Source organism: Aeromicrobium chenweiae, assembly GCF_003065605.1.
Taxonomy (GTDB): Bacteria; Actinomycetota; Actinomycetes; order Propionibacteriales; family Nocardioidaceae; genus Aeromicrobium; species Aeromicrobium chenweiae.
The window spans coordinates 754,567-772,220 of the sequence record NZ_CP026952.1 but is presented as its reverse complement, the minus strand read 5'-3'; the positions used below and the strand labels follow the sequence as shown (position 1 = coordinate 772,220).

At 71.6% G+C, this 17,654-nt stretch carries 17 protein-coding genes and 1 tRNA gene; 5 read left to right on the top strand and 13 right to left on the bottom strand.

The features are described from left to right. Positions 1-81 precede the first annotated feature (81 nt). The 8 genes from pth to C3E78_RS03780 all read right to left on the bottom strand — a co-directional run bounded on the left by pth (position 82) and on the right by C3E78_RS03780 (position 7,053). Positions 82-648 carry an aminoacyl-tRNA hydrolase gene (gene pth / locus C3E78_RS03815; protein ID WP_108577060.1) on the bottom strand — a complete coding sequence of 189 codons (567 nt, stop codon included), beginning with the start codon at positions 646-648 and terminating at the stop codon, positions 82-84. Further along, positions 645-1,295: a 50S ribosomal protein L25/general stress protein Ctc gene (locus C3E78_RS03810; protein WP_108577059.1), complete on the bottom strand. Its 651-nt coding sequence runs from the start codon at positions 1,293-1,295 to the stop codon at positions 645-647. Before C3E78_RS03810 ends, pth begins: the two co-directional genes overlap by 4 nt. A 157-nt stretch (positions 1,296-1,452) precedes the next feature. Then, entirely contained in the window at positions 1,453-2,148 is a 696-nt protein-coding gene (locus C3E78_RS03805) for a hypothetical protein (protein WP_108577058.1), read from the bottom strand. Between the two features lie 161 nt (positions 2,149-2,309). Next, positions 2,310-3,287 carry a ribose-phosphate diphosphokinase gene (locus tag C3E78_RS03800; protein ID WP_268916177.1) on the bottom strand — a complete coding sequence of 326 codons (978 nt, stop codon included), beginning with the start codon at positions 3,285-3,287 and terminating at the stop codon, positions 2,310-2,312. Beyond that, positions 3,280-4,743 (bottom strand): bifunctional UDP-N-acetylglucosamine diphosphorylase/glucosamine-1-phosphate N-acetyltransferase GlmU, encoded by a 1,464-nt coding sequence (glmU, locus tag C3E78_RS03795; protein WP_268916178.1) that lies wholly within the window; start codon positions 4,741-4,743, stop codon positions 3,280-3,282. Before glmU ends, C3E78_RS03800 begins: the two co-directional genes overlap by 8 nt. 43 nt (positions 4,744-4,786) lie before the next feature. Further along, positions 4,787-4,868 (bottom strand) — tRNA-Gln (locus tag C3E78_RS03790). A 77-nt stretch (positions 4,869-4,945) separates the two neighbouring features. Continuing rightward, a complete protein-coding gene (locus C3E78_RS03785) occupies positions 4,946-5,716 on the bottom strand; it encodes a methyltransferase domain-containing protein (RefSeq protein ID WP_108577057.1) in 771 nt (256 codons plus the stop codon). Next, on the bottom strand, positions 5,716-7,053 hold the full coding sequence (locus C3E78_RS03780; RefSeq protein WP_159085805.1) for an amidase family protein: 1,338 nt from the start codon (positions 7,051-7,053) through the stop codon (positions 5,716-5,718). Before C3E78_RS03780 ends, C3E78_RS03785 begins: the two co-directional genes overlap by 1 nt. Before the next feature lie 57 nt (positions 7,054-7,110). Between C3E78_RS03780 and C3E78_RS03775 the strand changes: the two genes are divergently transcribed. Together C3E78_RS03775 and C3E78_RS03770 are read left to right on the top strand one after the other, a co-directional pair. Continuing rightward, entirely contained in the window at positions 7,111-7,599 is a 489-nt protein-coding gene (locus tag C3E78_RS03775; protein ID WP_108577055.1) for a MarR family winged helix-turn-helix transcriptional regulator, read from the top strand. A gap of 34 nt (positions 7,600-7,633) precedes the next feature. Beyond that, positions 7,634-9,415 (top strand): ABC-F family ATP-binding cassette domain-containing protein, encoded by a 1,782-nt coding sequence (locus C3E78_RS03770; protein ID WP_108577054.1) that lies wholly within the window; start codon positions 7,634-7,636, stop codon positions 9,413-9,415. Positions 9,416-9,427: 12 nt separating this feature from the next. Here C3E78_RS03770 and C3E78_RS03765 read toward each other — a convergent pair whose 3' ends face one another. Further along, positions 9,428-10,000 carry a TetR/AcrR family transcriptional regulator gene (locus C3E78_RS03765; protein WP_108577053.1) on the bottom strand — a complete coding sequence of 191 codons (573 nt, stop codon included), beginning with the start codon at positions 9,998-10,000 and terminating at the stop codon, positions 9,428-9,430. 86 nt (positions 10,001-10,086) lie between these two features. On the opposite strand from C3E78_RS03765, the gene C3E78_RS03760 reads away from it, so the two are divergent. Both C3E78_RS03760 and C3E78_RS03755 read left to right on the top strand, forming a co-directional pair. Beyond that, complete coding sequence (locus C3E78_RS03760) at positions 10,087-11,595, top strand: FAD-dependent oxidoreductase (protein WP_108577052.1); 1,509 nt, start codon at positions 10,087-10,089, stop codon at positions 11,593-11,595. Between the two features lie 163 nt (positions 11,596-11,758). Continuing rightward, positions 11,759-12,631 (top strand): hypothetical protein, encoded by an 873-nt coding sequence (locus C3E78_RS03755; protein ID WP_108577051.1) that lies wholly within the window; start codon positions 11,759-11,761, stop codon positions 12,629-12,631. A gap of 66 nt (positions 12,632-12,697) precedes the next feature. Here the strand turns inward: C3E78_RS03755 and C3E78_RS03750 are convergent, their stop codons facing one another. Together C3E78_RS03750 and C3E78_RS03745 are read right to left on the bottom strand one after the other, a co-directional pair. Continuing rightward, positions 12,698-13,615, bottom strand: a complete 918-nt coding sequence (locus C3E78_RS03750) for a 4-(cytidine 5'-diphospho)-2-C-methyl-D-erythritol kinase (RefSeq protein ID WP_108577050.1) — start codon at positions 13,613-13,615, stop codon at positions 12,698-12,700. 30 nt (positions 13,616-13,645) lie between these two features. Next, positions 13,646-14,785 carry an amidase family protein gene (locus tag C3E78_RS03745; RefSeq protein WP_108577049.1) on the bottom strand — a complete coding sequence of 380 codons (1,140 nt, stop codon included), beginning with the start codon at positions 14,783-14,785 and terminating at the stop codon, positions 13,646-13,648. 114 nt (positions 14,786-14,899) lie between these two features. On the opposite strand from C3E78_RS03745, the gene C3E78_RS03740 reads away from it, so the two are divergent. Beyond that, a complete protein-coding gene (locus C3E78_RS03740; protein ID WP_108577048.1) occupies positions 14,900-15,574 on the top strand; it encodes a YoaK family protein in 675 nt (224 codons plus the stop codon). A gap of 11 nt (positions 15,575-15,585) precedes the next feature. On the opposite strand, the gene rsmA is transcribed toward C3E78_RS03740, so the two are convergent. Both rsmA and C3E78_RS18705 read right to left on the bottom strand, forming a co-directional pair. Further along, a complete protein-coding gene (gene rsmA, locus C3E78_RS03735; protein WP_108577047.1) occupies positions 15,586-16,461 on the bottom strand; it encodes a 16S rRNA (adenine(1518)-N(6)/adenine(1519)-N(6))-dimethyltransferase RsmA in 876 nt (291 codons plus the stop codon). Next, on the bottom strand, positions 16,437-17,618 hold the full coding sequence (locus C3E78_RS18705) for a resuscitation-promoting factor (RefSeq protein ID WP_159085804.1): 1,182 nt from the start codon (positions 17,616-17,618) through the stop codon (positions 16,437-16,439). Before C3E78_RS18705 ends, rsmA begins: the two co-directional genes overlap by 25 nt. Between the last annotated feature and the right edge of the window lie 36 nt (positions 17,619-17,654).

Genomic DNA, 17,654 nt, shown 5'->3' with positions numbered 1-17,654 from the left:
ACAGCAAGAGCCCCGATGCTTTCAGGGACAGCCTCGCGCGGGGTCGTCAAATATCCGCAAACCCCGGTGAGGGCCGACAGGTCAGCGGTTGAACGCGCTCTGGGTCCGGTCCAGCCCGACGGTCATGAGGCTCTCGACGGCGTCGGCGGCCTCCTCGATGTACGTCGGCAGGTCCTTGCGCTCGGTCGAGGAGTACGGCTTGAGGACGAAGTCGTGCACGTCCTGGCGCCCGGGCGGTCGGCCGATGCCGACACGGACCCGGTAGAAGTCACCCGTGCCCAGCGACTGGCGGATCGACTTCAGCCCGTTGTGGCCGTTGTCGCCCCCACCGTGCTTGACCCGCAACATGCCGAAGTCGATGTCCAGCTCGTCGTGGATCGCGATCACGTGATCGGCGTCGACGTCGTAGAACTTCGCGAGCGTCGACACCGCCCCGCCGCTCTCGTTCATGTACGAGCGCGCACGGCCGAGGACGACCCGCTCACCGGCGAGCCGCCCCTCGACCACGTCAGCGCGACCGGACTTGTGCTTCTTGAAGGTCCCGCCCATGCGGGCGGCCAGCACGTCGGCCACCATGTAGCCGATGTTGTGCCGCGTGGCGGCGTACGTCGGGCCCGGGTTGCCGAGCCCGACGACCAGCCAGGTCACTCCGACTCTGCGGGAGCCTCAGCCTCGGCGGCCTCTTCGGCGTCCGTCGCGTCGTGCTCGATGCCGGCCTCGGCCTCGGCCTCGGCGAGCTCGGACTCCAGCTGGGCCTCGGTGGGCGCTGCGGTGACGTTGACGATGAGGAGGTCCTCGTCGACCGCGAGGGACGAGCCCTCGGGCAGCTCGATATCCTTGGCGAGGATCTGGTCGCCGCCCGCGAGGCCCTCGATCGAGATCTCGAAGGACTCGGGGATGTGGGTCGCCTCGGCCTCGACCGTGATCGACGCGTTCTCCAGCACGACCAGGTTGCCGCTGACCGCTTCGCCGACGGGGACGATGCGGACGTCGACGGTGACCTTCTCGCCCTTGCGGACGATGAGGAGGTCGGCGTGCTCGATGAAGCCCTTCAGCGGGTCACGCTGGACCTGCTTGGGGATCGCGAGGTGCTGCTCGGAGCCGAGGTCGATCGTCAGCAGCGCGTTCGCGTTCTTGAGGGCGAGCATGAGCTGGTGGCCCGGGAGGGCGACGTGCACGGGGTCGGAGCCGTGTCCGTAGAGGACGGCGGGCACCTTGTCGGCGCGACGGATGCGGCGAGCGGCACCCTTGCCGAACTCGGTGCGGGTCTCGGCGGCGATCTTGATCTCGGCCATGGGTGTGTCTCCTGAGGGAACGGTGCGTGGATCGAAAAGTCGGACGTCACCCGGCGCTCGACACAGCGCCCCAGAGGAACGCCCAGTCGATCACGGTCCATGGGACCCTCGCCGAGGCAACTGCATGAGTCTATCGCAGCGGCTCACGCCGCGGAAATCACGCCGTCGGCCGCGACCTGCGGGCGCTCCGCCCCGTCGCACGCCACAGCACCGCGCCGATCACGACGAGCAGCACGCCCAGGACGACGAACGACACCACGTCGTACGTCGTGCGGCCCAACGACGTCAGGTCGCCCACGATCGTCATCAGCACCTGCGCACCGAGGAACGCTCCCACGAGGGCACCGGCCAGCGTCACGAGCACGCGGCGAGGCGTCGAGGGCGCCTCGACGACGACCGCCACCACGGGCCGCGCCGGGCTCTCGTGCCGGGGTGTGGGAGGCGTGCCGAGGTCGACCACACCCGGCAGCAGCACCCAGGCCGCCACGGCGCCGACGACAGCCAGCACGACGAGCGCGATCAGCGACCGGGCGGACAGCAGCGGCGAGACGGTGAACAGCGACAGCGCTCCCGAGGCGAGCCCGGCCGCGAGCGCTCCGCGCAGCCGGCGCCTCGCGGGCGAGCCCGTTGTCGCGTCCGCCACGCCGCGCCCGACCGCCAGCCCCGCCAGGCCCACGACGAATCCCACCACCGCGCCGATCACGGCGGCGATGACGTACATGACCGGCAGGTCCTCCCGGTCCGCGAAGGACGGGATGTCGTCGGTGCCGATCACGGCCAGCCCGATGAGCTGGCTCACCAGGATCCCGATGACCGCCCCAGCCGAGCCACCGCGCAGCGCGACCTTTCCCATGCATGCCCCCAGCTGATCGAGTGGATCCGTCAGCTGGATCCTAGGGGCCCGGCGGGCCGGTGACCTTCCTGAGCCTCGCTGCTGGCGCCTTCGGCGCGAACGCTCACGGTCGCTGCGCTCCCTGGCTTCCTGAGAAGCTCGCTCGCAGAGCGAGCGAGTCCTCAGGACTTGAACAGGCTGGTGACCGAGCCCTCTTCGAACACGGCCGCGGTCGCCTGCGCGAGCAACGGGGCGATCGAGAGGACCGTGAGCTTGTCGAAGCGCTTGTCGTCCGCGATCGGCAGCGTGTTGGTCACGATGACCTCGCACGCGGTGCAGTTCTTGAGCCGGTCGACAGCCGGACCGGAGAACACCGCGTGCGTCGCCGCGATCACGACGTCCTCGGCACCGTCGGCCATGAGCGCCTCCGCGGCCTGGACGATCGTGCCGCCGGTGTCGATGAGGTCGTCGACCAGGATGCAGACCCGGCCGGCGACGTCGCCGACCACCCGGTTCGCCTTCGACTCGTTCGGACGGCGCGGGTCGCGGGTCTTGTGGATGAACGCGAGCGGGGCGCCGCCGAGGGCGTTGGCCCACTGCTCGGCCACCTTGATGCGTCCGGCGTCGGGCGAGACGACCGCGAGGTCCTTCTTGCCGTACCGCTTCTTGACGTGGCGGGTGAGGATCGGCATGGCCAGCAGGTGGTCGACCGGGCCGTCGAAGAAGCCCTGGATCTGGGCGGTGTGCAGGTCGACCGTCATGAGGCGGTCGGCGCCGGCGGTGAGGAACAGGTCCGCCATCAGGCGGGCCGAGATCGGCTCGCGCCCGAGGTGCTTCTTGTCCTGACGGGCGTAGCCGTAGAACGGCAGGATGACGGTGATGCGCTTGGCGGAGGCGCGCTTGAGCGCGTCGATCATGATGAGCTGCTCCATGATCGCCTCGTTGATCGGCGAGGCATGGCTCTGCAGCACGAACGCGTCGCACCCACGGACCGACTCGTCGAAGCGGACGTAGATCTCGCCGTTCGCGAAGTCGTACGCCGTGGTCGGGACGACCTCGATCTCGAGGAGGTCGGCGACCTCCTGGGCCAGCGTGGGGTGAGCGCGCCCCGAGAACAGCAGCATGTTGCGGGTCGGCGTCCGCTTGGACAGGCTACTCACCGGGGGCCTCCAGGTTGTTCTTGTCTGCGTTCGCAGTGCGCGCCGCATGGTCTGAGCTGGAGCCGGGACGCTTCTTCCCGACCCACCCCTCAATGTTCCTCTGTGACCCGGCACTCACCGCCAGCGCCCCCGGCGGGACGTCCTCGCGGATCGTCGCGCCGGCCCCCGTGAACGCACCGTCGCCCACTGACACCGGGGCGACGAACGTGTTGTTCGAGCTGGTCTTGGCGTGCCGACCGATCGTCGTCCGGTTCTTGTGGACGCCGTCGTAGTTGGCGAAGATCGTGCCGGCGCCGATGTTGGCGCCCTCGCCGATCTCCGCGTCGCCCACGTACGTCAGGTGCGGCACCTTGGCGCCGGCGCCGATGACCGAGTTCTTGACCTCGACGAAGGTGCCGATCTTGCCGCTGTCGCCCAGCTCGGCGCCGGGTCGCAGGTACGCGTACGGGCCGACGGTCGCGTCGGCCCCGATGACCGCGTCGGAGCCGTGCGTGCGGACGACCGTGGCCCCCGTCCCGACCTCGACGTTGCGCAGGGTCGTGTCGGGGCCGATCGTGGCGCCCTCGGCGACGCTGGTGGCGCCGAGCAGCTGCGTGCCGGGCAGGACGGTGACGTCCTGTGCCAGGGTCACGTCCACGTCGATCCAGGTCGTGGCCGGGTCGACGATCGTGACGCCCTCGGCCATCCAGTGGCGGGTGAGCCGGCGGTTGAGCTCGCGGCCGAGGCGGGCGAGCTGGGCACGGTCGTTGACGCCCTCGGTCTGCCACACGTCCTGCAGGACGTGCGCCCCCACCGGCCGTCCCTCGGCGACTGCCTTGCCGACGATGTCGGTGAGGTACAGCTCCCCCTGGGCGTTCCCGGACTCCAGGCTCGCGACCGCGTTCCTGAGGAACTCGGCGTCGACCACGAGGATGCCGCTGTTGATCTCGTGGAGCGCCAGCTCCTCGGGCGACGCGTCGCGGTGCTCACGGATCGCGGTGACGGCGCCGTCTGCGTCGCGCACGATGCGGCCGTAGCCGGTGGGGTCGTCGACCTCGGCGGTGAGGATCGTGACCGTGCGCTCGGCGGCACGGTGGTCGACCAGCAGCTCCGAGAGCGTCTGGGAGGTCAGCAGCGGGACGTCGCCGTACGTCACCAGGACGGTGCCCTCGGGCGGCGAGTCCAGTGACTCCAGGGCGACGTGGACCGCGTGGCCCGTACCGTTCTGCTCCTCCTGGACCGCCAGCACGATCGAGGGGTCGTACGCCGCGATGGCCGCGGAGACCTGGTCGCGGTCGTGGCCCACGACCGCGACGGTCGTGTGGACGCCGGCACCGGCCACGGCGACGAGCGCGTGCTCGATCATGCTGCGGCCGGCGATCTCGTGCAGGACCTTCGCTCGTGACGACTTCATCCGCGTGCCGGCACCTGCTGCCAGCACGATCGCCGTCACCGCCGTGTCAGGGCTCGTAGTCACCGGACTCCTTAGCTTGCTCGCTCAGGCCGACACCTGACGGTGCTGGCTCCCCGGGTAGGAGTCGAACCTACGTCGCTTGTCCGCATTCAAAGTGCGGCGGGCCCTGCCGGCAGACCAACCGGGGAACAGCAACCGGTTTCCGGCGGACAGCGTGGTGCTGGCCGGCGGACGGACCGGGGACTGCCCTCCGAGCGTACCGGAGTCAGTCCGCACGCCGGGCCACGACGAAGGTCCGTCGGAACGGGAAGACGGTCCCCCACGGCCTGCGCGGGTAGGCGCTGCGCAGCGCCGCACGATAGGCCGCCGCGAAGTCGTCCCGCAGCTCGTCCGGCAACGCCTGCAGGTAGGGGCGCGCACCCGTGCCGGAGACCCAGTCGAAGACGGGGTCGTCGCCGGGCAGCACGTGCAGGTAGGTCGTCTCCCACAGGTCTACGTGCCAGCCAAGGCCCGCGAAGAGCTCGAGGTACGCGGTCGGCTCGGTGCCCCGGTCGGCCAGGACGCCCGCGGTGTGCGCCGCGAACGGTGGCTCGGCGCCGATGTCGCGCAGCAACGTGTGGCTGGGCGAGTCGTAGTTGCGCGGGACCTGCAGGGCGAAGGTTCCGTCGGGGGCCACGTGGGCGGTCAGCCGCTCGATCACCGCGAGCTGGTCGGGCACCCACTGGAACAACGCGTTGGACACGACGAGGTCGACCGGCCGCTGCGGCGTCCACGCCGCGACGTCCGCCAGCTCGTACGTCGCGGCGTCGTCGCGGTTGTCGGCGGAGGCCCGCTCGATCATCTCCGGCGAGGAGTCGACCCCGTGCACCTGTGCGTCGGGCCACCGGCCACGCAGGACCTCGGTCAGGTGCCCGGGTCCGCAGCCGAGGTCGACGATGGTCCGGGGCGTGCCCTGCACGCGGCCGACCAGGTCGACGAACGGACGCGATCGGTCGTCGGCGAACTGCAGGTAGCGGGCGGGGTCCCAGACCGGCATCAGGCGCTCCGCTCGTACTGCCCGGCCAGGGCCATCAGCCGGGCGTCGTCGTCGCGCCGGCCGATCAGCTGGATCGCGAGCGGCAGCCCGTTCGCCGCGGTGCCGGCGGGCATCGAGACGGCCGGGACGCCGGCGTGGTTCCACTGGGCGGTGTACGGGTAGAACGCGTTCATCGACAGCACCGTGGCGAGACCGCCCTTGCCCTTCCAGCGCTCGACCTCGACCGCTGGAGCGGACATGACCGGGGTCAGCAGCACGTCGACGCCGAGGTCGTCGTGCACCCGGCCGCCCCACTCGTGTCCCTTGCGCTTCGCCCACTCGACCGCGCCCGGCCGGAACGGGCGGCCGAGCCGGGCGATGGCCCGGGTGCGCGGCTCGAGGCGGTCCGGCCGGTCGACCCCGTCGGCACCGTCCCGGATGCCCGCGAGGTAGCGGACGGTCAGCGCCTTGGCCGCGATGCCGTACGGGACGTCGACCTCGGTGACCGTGTGACCGGCCCTGCGGAACGTCTCCGCGGCGCCCTCCACCGCTGCGCGCACCACGGGGTCGAGTGGCGCGGCCCGGGTCGCCGCCGAGGCGCTGAACGACAGACCGATGCGCAGCGGCGTCGGGTCGGCGGCAGCAGCGGCGGTCAACGACGTCGGGAAGCGGCCGAACGTGTCGAGGAACAGGGCGCTGTCCGCGACCCGTCGTGCGAGCCCGCCCTGGGTCGACAGTCCGTGCCAGCCGCCCGAGCCGGGCATCGTCCCGTGGGTCGGCTTGAAGCCGACCAGCCCGCAGCACGCGGCCGGGATGCGGATCGAGCCGGCGCCGTCGGACGCCGTTGCGATGCCCACTGCCCCGGCGGCCACGAGCGCGGCCGAGCCGCCCGAGGACCCACCCGGGGTGTGGCCGTGGTGGTGCGGATTGCGCGTCACGCCGGTCGCGGCGGACTCGGTGAACCCGAAGATCGCGAGCTCGGGCAGTGTCGACTTGGCGACCACGACCATGCCCTGTGCCCGCAGCGCGGCGACGAGCTCGCCGTCCTGCACGGCGTCGTGGACCATCGCACGGGAGCCGAGGCCGGTCGGGTGCCCGGCGACCGGGAGGTCGTCCTTCACCACGATCGGGACCCCCAGCAGGGGGCGGGCCTCCCCCGCGGCGCGGCGGCGGTCCGCGTCGTCCGCGGCGGCGAGCGCCTCGTCGGCGAGCACCCGGACGACGGCGTTGATCGCGGGGTTCTCCCGCTCGATCGACGCGAGCGTCTCCTCGGTGAGCCGGCGGGACGTCAGCGCCCCGGAGGCGAGGAGCTCGGCCTGGCGTGCCGGTCCGGCGATGACGGCGTCGGGTGCGTCCATTCCCCGAACGTACCGTGCAAACAATCTCGACATCAAGAATCTTGATAGACTCAGCGCATGGACGATGACGTCGACCGGCTGATCGCCGCGTGGCAGCGCGAGCGGCCCGACATGGACGTCTCCCCCATGCACGTCCTCAGCCGGGTCACCCGGCTGGCCCTGCACCTCGACCGGGCCCGCAAGGACGCGTTCGCGGACCAGGGCCTGGAGCCCTCGGAGTTCGACGTCCTGTCGGCGCTGCGGCGCGCCGGGGAGCCGTACCAGCTGTCGCCGGGACAGCTCGTCCAGGAGACGCTCGTGACCAGCGGCACCATGACGAACCGGGTCGACCGCCTGGTCCGCAAGAACCTCGTCGACCGGCTCCCCGACCCCGCCGACCGCCGTGGGGTGCAGGTGCGACTCACCGCGCAGGGGCGTGCCACGGTCGACGGGGCGCTCGACGCCCTGCTCGTCGCGGAGAAGCAGCTGCTGGCCGGCCTGAGCCCCGCAGAGGCGACCCAGCTGGCGGATGCGCTGCGCAAGCTGTCCCAGCCTTTCGACCGCTGACCGACCCTCGGGACTCGCCACCTAGACTCGTGCAGTGGCTCATCTTCTCGGCGTGGAACAGATCGCGCTCGACTTCCCCACCAAGACCGTCTTCGAGTCGGTCACGATCGGCATCGACGAGGGCGACCGGATCGGCATCGTGGGACGCAACGGCGACGGCAAGTCGACCCTCCTGCGCATCTTCGCCGGCCGGCTCCAGCCCGACTCCGGACGGGTCACGACCCGCGGCGGCGTGACGATCGGGATGCTCGACCAGACCGACACGCTCGACCAGGACGGCACGGTCGGTCACGCGATCGTGGGCGACAAGGCCGACTACGAGTGGGCCGGTGACGCGAAGATCCGCGACGTCATCGCCGGTCTCGTGTCCGACATCCCGTGGGACGCCACGGTCGGGACCCTCTCGGGCGGACAGCGCCGACGCGTCGCGCTGGCGCGCCTGCTGGTCGGCGACGACGACGTCCTGTTCCTCGACGAGCCCACCAACCACCTCGACGTCGAGGGCATCACCTGGCTCGCCGGGCACCTCAAGTCGCGCTGGTCCGCGAACGCGGGCGGCCTGCTGGTCGTCACCCACGACCGCTGGTTCCTCGACGAGGTCTGCACCGCGACCTGGGAGGTGCACGACGGCATCGTCGAGCCCTTCGAGGGTGGCTACGCGGCGTACATCCTGCAGCGCGTCGAGCGCGACCGCCACGCGTCCGCGACCGAGTCCAAGCGGCAGAACCTCATGCGGAAAGAGCTCGCCTGGCTGCGCCGCGGCGCCCCCGCCCGGACGTCCAAGCCCAAGTTCCGCATCGACGCCGCGAACGAGCTGATCGCGAACGAGCCGCCGCCGCGCGACCCGATCGTGCTCAAGCAGATGGCGACGTCACGCCTCGGCAAGGACGTCGTGGACATCCTCGACGTGTCGGTGTCGTACGACCACGAGGTGCTGAAGAACGTCGAGTGGCGCATCGGGCCGGGTGAGCGGACGGGCATCCTCGGCGCGAACGGTGCCGGCAAGTCGACCCTGCTCGGCCTCGTGACCGGCAAGGTCCAGCCGACGTCCGGACGGGTCAAGAAGGGCAAGACGGTCAAGGTCGTCACCCTGACGCAGGAGCTCGACGAGCTGAAGGACGTCGGCGACGACCGCGTCAGCGACGTCGTCGGTCGCCAGCGCACGGCGTACGTGTCGGGCGGCAAGGAGATGACCCCGTCGCAGCTGCTCGAGCGGCTCGGGTTCACCAGCGCCCAGATGTCCACGCCCGTCCGGGACCTCTCGGGCGGCCAGAAGCGTCGTCTCCAGCTCCTGCTGATCCTCCTTGACGAGCCGAACGTGCTGGTGCTCGACGAGCCGACCAACGACCTCGACACCGACATGCTCGCGGCGATGGAGGACCTGCTCGACTCGTGGCCCGGCACGCTGCTGGTCGTCTCGCACGACCGGTACCTGCTCGAGCGCATCACCGACCAGCAGTACGCGATCCTCGACGGACACTTCCGCCACCTGCCCGGTGGCGTCGACCAGTACCTGCGGCTCCGCAAGGAGCAGGACACCCCGGCGGCCACCAACCCGTCGTCGGCCGGGCACGTGAAGGCGTCCAAGCTGTCGAGCGCCGAGGAGCGCAACACGCGCAAGGAGGTCGGCTCGATCGACCGGAAGATGCAGAAGCTGTCCGCGCGCATCGACGCCCTCCACGCCGAGCTCGCGGAGCACGACCCCGCGGACGTGCCTACGCTCCTGGCGAAGTCCAAGGAGGTCGCGGACCTCGAGGCACAGGTCGCCGCCCACGAGGAGCGCTGGCTCGAGCTCACCGAGCTCCTCGAGGGCTGACCCCTCCGGGCGTCAGACCGCTCGGTCCTCGGGGGCCGGGTCGGTCAGGTAGTGCGTCAGCACGGGGCGGAGCCACGCCGCCAGCGCTGCGTCCTCCATCGTCACGATGGCCGGGATCGCGATGATGTGCCGCGCCACGGCGATGCCCAGCAGGTGCGACCCGATCAGCGCGGCACGCTGCTCCGGACGGTCGACCGCCGCCACCGCCAGCGCGGGAGCGACCTGACGGACGAAGACGTCCAGCAGCGCCTCGGCGGCCTGGGGGCTCGACGCCGCGGCTCGCAGCAGGGGCAGGAACGGTCCGTCAGGGCCCCACACCCGTGCGAACACCGGCAGCAGGACGCCGGCGACGTCCTCGGGCGCCACGCCCGTGAGGTCCGGGGGTGAGATGTCGAGACGGGAGACGGCGCCGAACAGCTCGTCCTTGCTGACGAAGTAGTGCATCACGAGCGCCGGGTCGACGCCCGCCGCCGCCGCGACCGAGCGGATCGTCGTCCGCTCGAAGCCGTTCTGCCCGAACTGCAGCCTGGCCGCCGCCAGGATCGCTGCCTTGGTCGCCGCCGAGTCACGCGTCCTCTTCGCCATCCCGACAGTCTATTCAACATCCGTTGACAATTGCGAGCGGAGGCTCGTACCGTGGAATTCAACATCTGTTGAACAGGAGTCCTCTCATGACTGTCACCCCGCAACCCACCCCCTCCCACGAGGCGGACGTGCTGGTGGTCGGCGCCGGACCCACCGGGCTGACCGCCGCCGGCGACCTCGCCCGCGCCGGACGTTCGGTCGCCGTCCTCGAGCGGTGGCCGGGCATGAACCCGGTGAGCCGGGCGTTCGCCACGATGGCCCGGACGCTCGAGGTGCTCGACGCCCGCGGACTGGCCGACGACCTCCTCGCCCAGTCCCACCGCGCCCCCAGCGTCGCGATCTTCGCCGGCGCCCGCATCGACCTGACCCACCTGCGGTCTCGGTACCCGTTCGTCGCGGTGACCCCGCAGACCAACGTCGACCAGGCAGTCGCCCGCTACGCCGAGGCACAGGGCGCTGCCATCCACCGCGGCATCGAGGTCGTCGCCCTGGAGCAGGACGCCGACGGGGTCACGGTGACGGCCCGCCCCAAGGGCGACGACGACCCGGACCACCGGTCGACCTGGCGGGCGCAGTACGTGATCGGCGCCGATGGCTCCCACAGCACGGTCCGCCGCCTCCTCGGCGTCGACTTCCCGGGCAGGACGATGCTGAGCTCGGTCATGCTCGCCGACGTCCAGCTCGACCGCGGGCCGGCCGACGGCGGCCTCACCCTCGGCAGCGACCGCGACCGGTTCGCCTTCCTGGCGCCGTACGGGCGCGAGGACGCCGGCGGTGCCTGGTACCGGACCATGGCGTGGGACCGGCACCACCAGGTGCCGGACACCGAGCCGGTGACCCCGGCCGAGGTGACCGCGGTGCTCGACCGCGCGATGGGCCGTGACGTCGGCGTGCGGGACGTCGGCTGGTTGTCCCGGTTCCACTGCGACGAGCGCCAGGTCCGGCAGTACCGTCACGGCCGGGTGCTGCTGGCCGGCGACGCGGCCCACGTCCACTCCCCCATGGGCGGGCAGGGCATGAACACCGGCATCCAGGACGCGGCCAATCTCGCCTGGAAGATCGACGCGGTGCTGGGCGGCGCGCCCGACGACGTGCTCGACTCGTACCACCGCGAGCGGCACCCGATCGGCAGGCGGGTGCTGTTCCAGTCCGGCCTGATGGCGCGCGGCGTCACGCTGCACCCGCGGGTTGCCCGCCTGCTGCGCAACCTCCTGGTGCCGTGGGCGCTTCGACGCTCGCGCGTCCGCGACGCCGTGGCGGGGAGCTTCGCCGGGACGACCCTGCGCTACCCCCGGCGCCCTGGCGATCACGCGCTCGTCGGCACCCGCGCCACGGAGATCCCCCTCGTCGACGACAACGTCATGAACGTGCTGCGCGAGGGACGCTTCGTGCTGGTGCGCGAACGCGGGGGCGAGCCGGTCGGGGCGCCCTCACGGGTCGCCGAGGCCGAGCGCGCCGACCACGGGCCCGCCGTGCTCGTCCGCCCGGACGGATACATCGCCTGGGCGGGCGCCACCGTCCAGGACGACGGGTGGTTCGCCGCACTGACCTCGTGGACGGGTCCCGTGCAGGTCACGGAGGCCAGCGTCGGATGACGCACGCCCCGCGAGCGGGGACTGACGATGAGGGTTTGAGGTAGCTGCGGCTGCCAGGAACCCTCATCGTCAGTCCTGTCCACAGGACGGGCGGCTGGCGCGACGTCCCCAGGGCACGAACACGTCCTGGCAGGCGGCGTCCGCCGCGGTGGACCGTCGGCCCATGAGAACCGTCTTTCGCACCTCCGAGGTCGTCGCCGCGCGTGGTCGCGGCGCCGTCCGCCACGCGATCGCCTCGGGTCGGTGGCAGTCACCGCACCGGGGGGTCGTCGTGACCCATTCCGGTCCGCTGTCACTCGACGAGCGCGAGCTGGTCGCCCTGCACGCGTGCGCCCCTGCCTCTGCCGTGGGCGGGCTCAGCGCCCTGCGGCACGAGGGCTTCACCGGCTTCGCGCCCGACACGACGTACGTCGTGCTGCCCGAGGGGGCCGACCGGCCCGGGCGCGTCACGTTCACCACCCACTGGAGCACCGATCTCGGCGCGCCGGACGTCCATCCCCTGAAGGAGCCTCGCCGCACGCGTCCCGCTCGCAGCCTGATCGACGCGGCGAGCTGGTGCGACAGCGACCGGTTCGCTCGCACGATCGTCATCGCGGGCATCCAGCAGGGACTCGTCAACGACCGCCTCCTGCATGCGACCCTCGACCGGCGCGGATCGTGCCGACGTCGCGGACTCATCCGTGAGTCGATCCTCGACGCGGCCGGCGGCATCCACTCCCTGCCGGAGAAGGACTTCGACGACATCCGCCGTGGTGCGGGACTGCCGGAGCCCAGCCGCCAGCAGGTGGTGAAGGGTCCCGACGGCCGCTACCACCTCGACGTGTCATGGGAGGAGCTGCGGCTCGCGGTGGAGGTGCACGGCGCCCAGCACCAGCAGATCGGGCAGTGGGACGCAGACGTGGTGCGCGGCAACGACGTCGTGATCGACGGGCGCCGGCTGCTCATCTTCACGTCGTACGCGATCCGGCACACGCCGGCGCTCGTCGCCGAGCAGCTGACCCGGATGTTCACCGTCCTCGGCTGGCGGGCGGCCTGATCGGCGATGAGGGTTTGAGGCAGTCAGCGCTACCCGGAACCCTCATCGTCCGTCCGCCAGGAGGGCTCAGATGACGCGCGCGCCGTGAACGGGGCCACGGGACTGCACGACGTCCGCGCAGCCCGACGCGCTGCTGAGAGCGAACGCGATGTCCAGGCTGTGCTGCTCGTCCGCGGCCAGGAACAGCGCGGTGGGGCCCGAGCCCGACAGGATCGCGCCCAGGGCACCGGCCTCGATGCCGATCGAGAGCGTGTCCTCCAGCTCCGGACGCAGCGACAGCGCCGCCTCGGTCAAGTCGTTGGACAGGGCAGCGCCGAGCGCCTCGGCGTCCCCCGCACGCAGCGCTGCGAGCAGCGCGTCGGGCACCACCGGGTCCGCGACGGTCGTGCCCGCGGTGAGCCGGTCGAACTCGGCGTAGACCGCGGCGGTGGACAGTCCTTCGTGGGCCATCGCGAAGACCCACTGGTACGCGCCGCGTGCGAGCACGGGGCTGATCGTCTCGCCCCGGCCGCCGCCGATCGCGTTGCCACCGTGCAGCAGGAACGGCACGTCGCTGCCCAGCTGCGCCGCGAGCTGCTCCAGGGCGCCCCGGGACAGGCCGGTGCCCCACGCCTCGTTGCAGGCGACGAGTGCCGCCGCAGCGTCCGCCGAGCCGCCCGCCATGCCGCCGGCGACCGGGATGACCTTGCGGATCGCCAGGTCGGCGCCCAGCGTCACGCCGGTGCGGTCCCGCAGCAGGCGGGCAGCCCGCACGGCGAGGTTGTCGTCGTCCTCGGGCACGAACGCGACCTCCGAGCGCACGTCGAGCTCGGACTGGACGGACACCGTGATCTCGCCGTCCTCGCGCGACGTGGCTCGCACCTCGTCGTGGAGGTCGACGGCCTGGTAGACGGTCGCGAGCGGGTGGTAGCCGTCGTCACGGACCGGACCCACGCCCAGGCACAGGTTGATCTTGGCGGGGACGCGGACGTTGGCGGAGCTCACCGGATCAACCTAACGGCTCCCCGCGATCCGTCAGAGGTGGAGGGTCAGGGACTTCGCGAGCTCGATCAGGGCATGGTCCGAACCGGCCGGCCCAATCAGGCAGGCCCCGGCGGGCAGACCGTCCGCGGTCGTCACGGGGATGCTGACCGCCGGGAGCCCGCCGATCCCGGCGATGCACGTCAGCTGCACGGTGGCCTGCCGGACCGCGTCGAGGGTGCGCGGCCGGTTGACCGCAGGAGCGACGGACGGGGCCGAGGGCAGCAGCAGCACCCGGTCGCCGAGGTGGTTGCGCATGCCGGTCCGGTGCCGCTCGACCTGGGCTCGTGCGGCATCCGCCTGCGCCGCGGTCACCGTCGACGCACGCTGGAACCGCGCCCGCACGTCCGGTCCGAGGGTGTCGAGCCGGTTCCCGAGCCACGCGCCATGGGAGCGCCACGCCTCGAACGCCTCCAGCGTCTGCATCGCGGCACGCATCTCGGCCATCACCGACATCGGCCAGGTGATCCGCGGACGCCCCGCGGCCAGCTCGCCGACCGCCGCCGCGACGTCGGCGTCCGCGAGTGCGAGCAGGTCGTCGGCCACCACGACCTGACCGACCGGCACTCCACCGGGCGGCAGCAACGACCGGCCGACCTCGGCGAGCAGCGCGGGGTCGTGGGTGAGCCAGCCGACCGTGTCGAACGACGGCGCGAGCGGCAGGACACCGCCCATCGGCACCGCCCCGGTCGTCGAGCGGATCCCCCACAGGCCCTGGTACGCCGCGGGCACGCGGATCGACCCCGCGGTGTCGGTGCCCAGGCCGATCGTCGCCTCCCCCATCGACACCGCCGACGCCGGTCCCGAGGTGGACCCACCCGAGATGCGGTGCGGCGCCAAGGGGTTCGGCGGGGTGCCGTGGTGCGCGTTGGTGCCCGTCAGGTCGTAGGCCAGCTCGTCGGTTTGGGCGATGCCGTGCACCGCAGCACCGTCGGCGAGCAACCGCTCGACCGCCCAGGCGTGCGCGAGCTCGGGGACGGCGTGGTCGAGCCAGGCCGGGTTGCCCGCGCCGATCCGCTGGCCGGCGACGGCGTAGAGGTCCTTGACCGCGACGGACTGACCGGTGAGGTCGCCCGAGCCGGTCGGCCGCACCAGCGGGTCGCCGACGACGCGCCAGATCCGCGGATCGGTCATCGCACGTCCGTCTGCAGGATCACGGCACCCAGACTAGAGCTGCCGCCTGCCCCGGTGACATGGCTGGCTGAGGGCTTCGACACACTCATCGATGTGATCCGCCGAATTGCCGCCATGCCCCGCGACGGTTTCCACCTCGCGATGATGCTCGCCCTGACGTTCTCGACGGGCATCATCGACGCCGTCGGCTACCTCGGTCTCGACCGCGTGTTCACCGGCAACATGACCGGCAACGTCGTCATCCTGGGCATGGCACTCGTCGGTGGGGACGACCTGCCGGTCCTGGGTCCCGTGGTGGCGCTGGTCGGGTTCATGGCCGGCGCTGCCCTCGGCGGCCGGGTGCTGAAGGGCGCGGGACCGGGCTGGACGCGCAGGACGACCGTCCTGTTCTCGCTGGTCGCGGTGCTGATGCTGGCCATCGCGGCACCGCTGTTCTTCATCGAGGACGGCCTGCCGGAGAACGTCGCCATCGGAGTCACCACCCTGCTGGGCGCGGCCATGGGCGTGCAGGCCGCGACCGCACGGTTCATCGCGGTCAAGGACGTCACCACCGTCGTGGTCACCTCGACGATCACCGGCCTGGCGGCGGACTCCGTGCTCGGCTCGGGCACGAGCAAGGGCAGCAGCCCGCGACGGGCCGCGGCAGTCCTGTTGATCCTCGCCGGCGCGGCGGTCGGCGCGGCTCTCGTGAAGTGGGAGCTGGGCGCCGGCCTCGTCCTGGCCGGCGGCATCACGCTCGTCGTCACGGTCCTCGGCGCGATCCACGCGCGGCACCACGACGCGGGCTGATCGCCCCCCGGTCAGGCCGGGACGAGGTGCGTCGCGAGGCGCGCGAAGTCCTCGACGGTCAGCATCTCGCCGCGCGCCTGCGGTGAGATGTCGGCGGCCACGAGGGCCTGCTCCGCGGCGGCCCCTGAGCCGGCGAGCACCGACAGGGCGGCGCGCATCGTCTTGCGACGCTGGGCGAACGCCGCGTCCGCGACCGCGAACGTGCGCAGTCGCAGGTCCTCGTCGCCGGGGGGCTCCCGCCGCGTCCACGCCACGAGCGATGACTCGACGTTCGGCATCGGCCAGAAGACGTTGCGGCCGACCGAGCCGGACAGCCGCATCTCGGCGTACCAGGCGGACTTCACGCTCGGCACGCCGTACGTCTTGGAGCCCGGCCCCGCAGCCAGCCGGTGCGCGACCTCGGCCTGCACCATGACCAGTCCCGTGCGGATCGATGGGAACCGCTCGAAGAAGGTGAGCAGCACCGGCACCGACACGTTGTACGGCAGGTTGGCCACCAGCGCCGTCGGGGCGGGCCCGGGCAGCGAGGTGACCTTCATGGCGTCGGCCGTGACGAGGTCGAACGACCCGGCCTGGTCGGGCGCGTGCTCCGCGATCGTCTGCGGCAGCTGGCCCGCCAGGACCTCGTCGATCTCGACCGCCGTGACGTGCGCGGCGACCTCGAGGAGGCCGAGGGTGAGCGACCCCAGGCCGGGACCGATCTCCACCACGACATCCTCGGAGGTGATGCCCGAGGCGTTGACGATGCGTCGCACCGTGTTGGCGTCGTGGACGAAGTTCTGACCACGCTGCTTGGTGGGGCGGATACCACAGGACTCGGCGAGACGTCGGACGTCAGCGGCTCCGAGCAGCCGGGGAGGCGTCAGTTGAACCTCGCCCCGGCGCATCCCCACTGGCCCCAGCCGGAGCGGGCCTGGAGGATCTTGGCGTACTTGATCTGGACCTCGCGGCTGTTCTGGTGCGGCAGGCCGGGACCGCCGACGCTCTTCCACGTCGCGGCGCTGAACTGCAGGCCGCCGTAGTAGCCGTTGCCGGTGTTGATCGACCAGTTGCCGCCGGACTCGCACTGCGCGATCTTGTCCCACACGGTGTTGCCGGTGGCGCTTCCGCCGCCGCCACCGCCATCGCCACCGTCGGTGTCAGCGATCGGAGGGCGCTTGGTGCCGCGCGACACGATCTTGGCGACCGGCTTGGCGACCGGGTCGGACGACACGACGGCCTTCTTGCGCAACTTGCCGTCGGCGTAGACCAGCTCGACCCGCTGGCGGGCCTTGCCGTTGCGGCCCTCACGGACGACCTCGGTCTCGCCGACCAGGGCGTCGGCGTCCTTGCGGACGACGGTCTCGTGCTTGAGCGCGATCATCTGGTTCTTGGTGATCTTCTTGATGCGCACGACGCGGACCTTGTCGTCCGCCGTGACGTACGCGTCCTGGGCGGGCTTGACCTCGTCGTCCTTGTCGACCGAGACGCCGGCCTCCTTGAGGACCCCGGCGACCTTGGGCGTCGTGGTGGTGACGGTCTTCTTCTTGCCGTCGGCGATGATCGTCAGCGCCTTCGGCGTGCTCACGACCAGTGTCGTGCCGGCCCGCGGGATGACGGTGGAACGCTCGGCCGAGACGTACGAGCCGGACGCCTGCGCGACGCCGAGCGAGCCAAGGGCGTCGTCGACCGTGCGGTCGTACACCGTGCGGGTGGACTTCTTGCCGTCCAGCGTCAGGGTGATCGGCTTGGCGTACGCGACCTCGATGGTGTCGCCGTCGGACAGGCCGCTGGTCACCGCCTTGTTGACGCGGTCACCGGGACGCACCGTCACGGCGTGGTCCTCGAGGACGTCTGCCACCGTGCCGCCGAAGGTCCGGATGTTCTGGCTCTTGCCGTCGACCGTGAGCGTCACGGTCTGGCTCAGGGCGCCGTACGCGGCGGTGCCACCGCCCACCAGGAGCACGATCGCGAGGTTGAGCACGATGAGCACGGTGGACTTGCGGGGGCGATGCTTGGCCCGCTTGCCGGGGGTCTTGAGGGGCTGATCTGAAGCTGAAGACACTACGTTCCTCGAAAGTCGATGAGTGAACCGACCTTC

Coding starts and splice junctions, on each gene's coding strand:
- C3E78_RS03810 (WP_108577059.1), bottom strand. CDS start 1,295: ATGGCCGAGATCAAGATCGCCGCCGAGACCCGCACCGAGTTCGGCAAG.
- C3E78_RS03805 (WP_108577058.1), bottom strand. CDS start 2,148: ATGGGAAAGGTCGCGCTGCGCGGTGGCTCGGCTGGGGCGGTCATCGGG.
- C3E78_RS03785 (WP_108577057.1), bottom strand. CDS start 5,716: ATGCCGGTCTGGGACCCCGCCCGCTACCTGCAGTTCGCCGACGACCGA.
- C3E78_RS03780 (WP_159085805.1), bottom strand. CDS start 7,053: ATGGACGCACCCGACGCCGTCATCGCCGGACCGGCACGCCAGGCCGAG.
- C3E78_RS03775 (WP_108577055.1), top strand. CDS start 7,111: ATGGACGATGACGTCGACCGGCTGATCGCCGCGTGGCAGCGCGAGCGG.
- C3E78_RS03765 (WP_108577053.1), bottom strand. CDS start 10,000: ATGGCGAAGAGGACGCGTGACTCGGCGGCGACCAAGGCAGCGATCCTG.
- C3E78_RS03760 (WP_108577052.1), top strand. CDS start 10,087: ATGACTGTCACCCCGCAACCCACCCCCTCCCACGAGGCGGACGTGCTG.
- C3E78_RS03755 (WP_108577051.1), top strand. CDS start 11,759: ATGAGAACCGTCTTTCGCACCTCCGAGGTCGTCGCCGCGCGTGGTCGC.
- C3E78_RS03745 (WP_108577049.1), bottom strand. CDS start 14,785: ATGACCGATCCGCGGATCTGGCGCGTCGTCGGCGACCCGCTGGTGCGG.
- C3E78_RS03740 (WP_108577048.1), top strand. CDS start 14,900: ATGCCCCGCGACGGTTTCCACCTCGCGATGATGCTCGCCCTGACGTTC.
- rsmA (WP_108577047.1), bottom strand. CDS start 16,461: ATGCGCCGGGGCGAGGTTCAACTGACGCCTCCCCGGCTGCTCGGAGCC.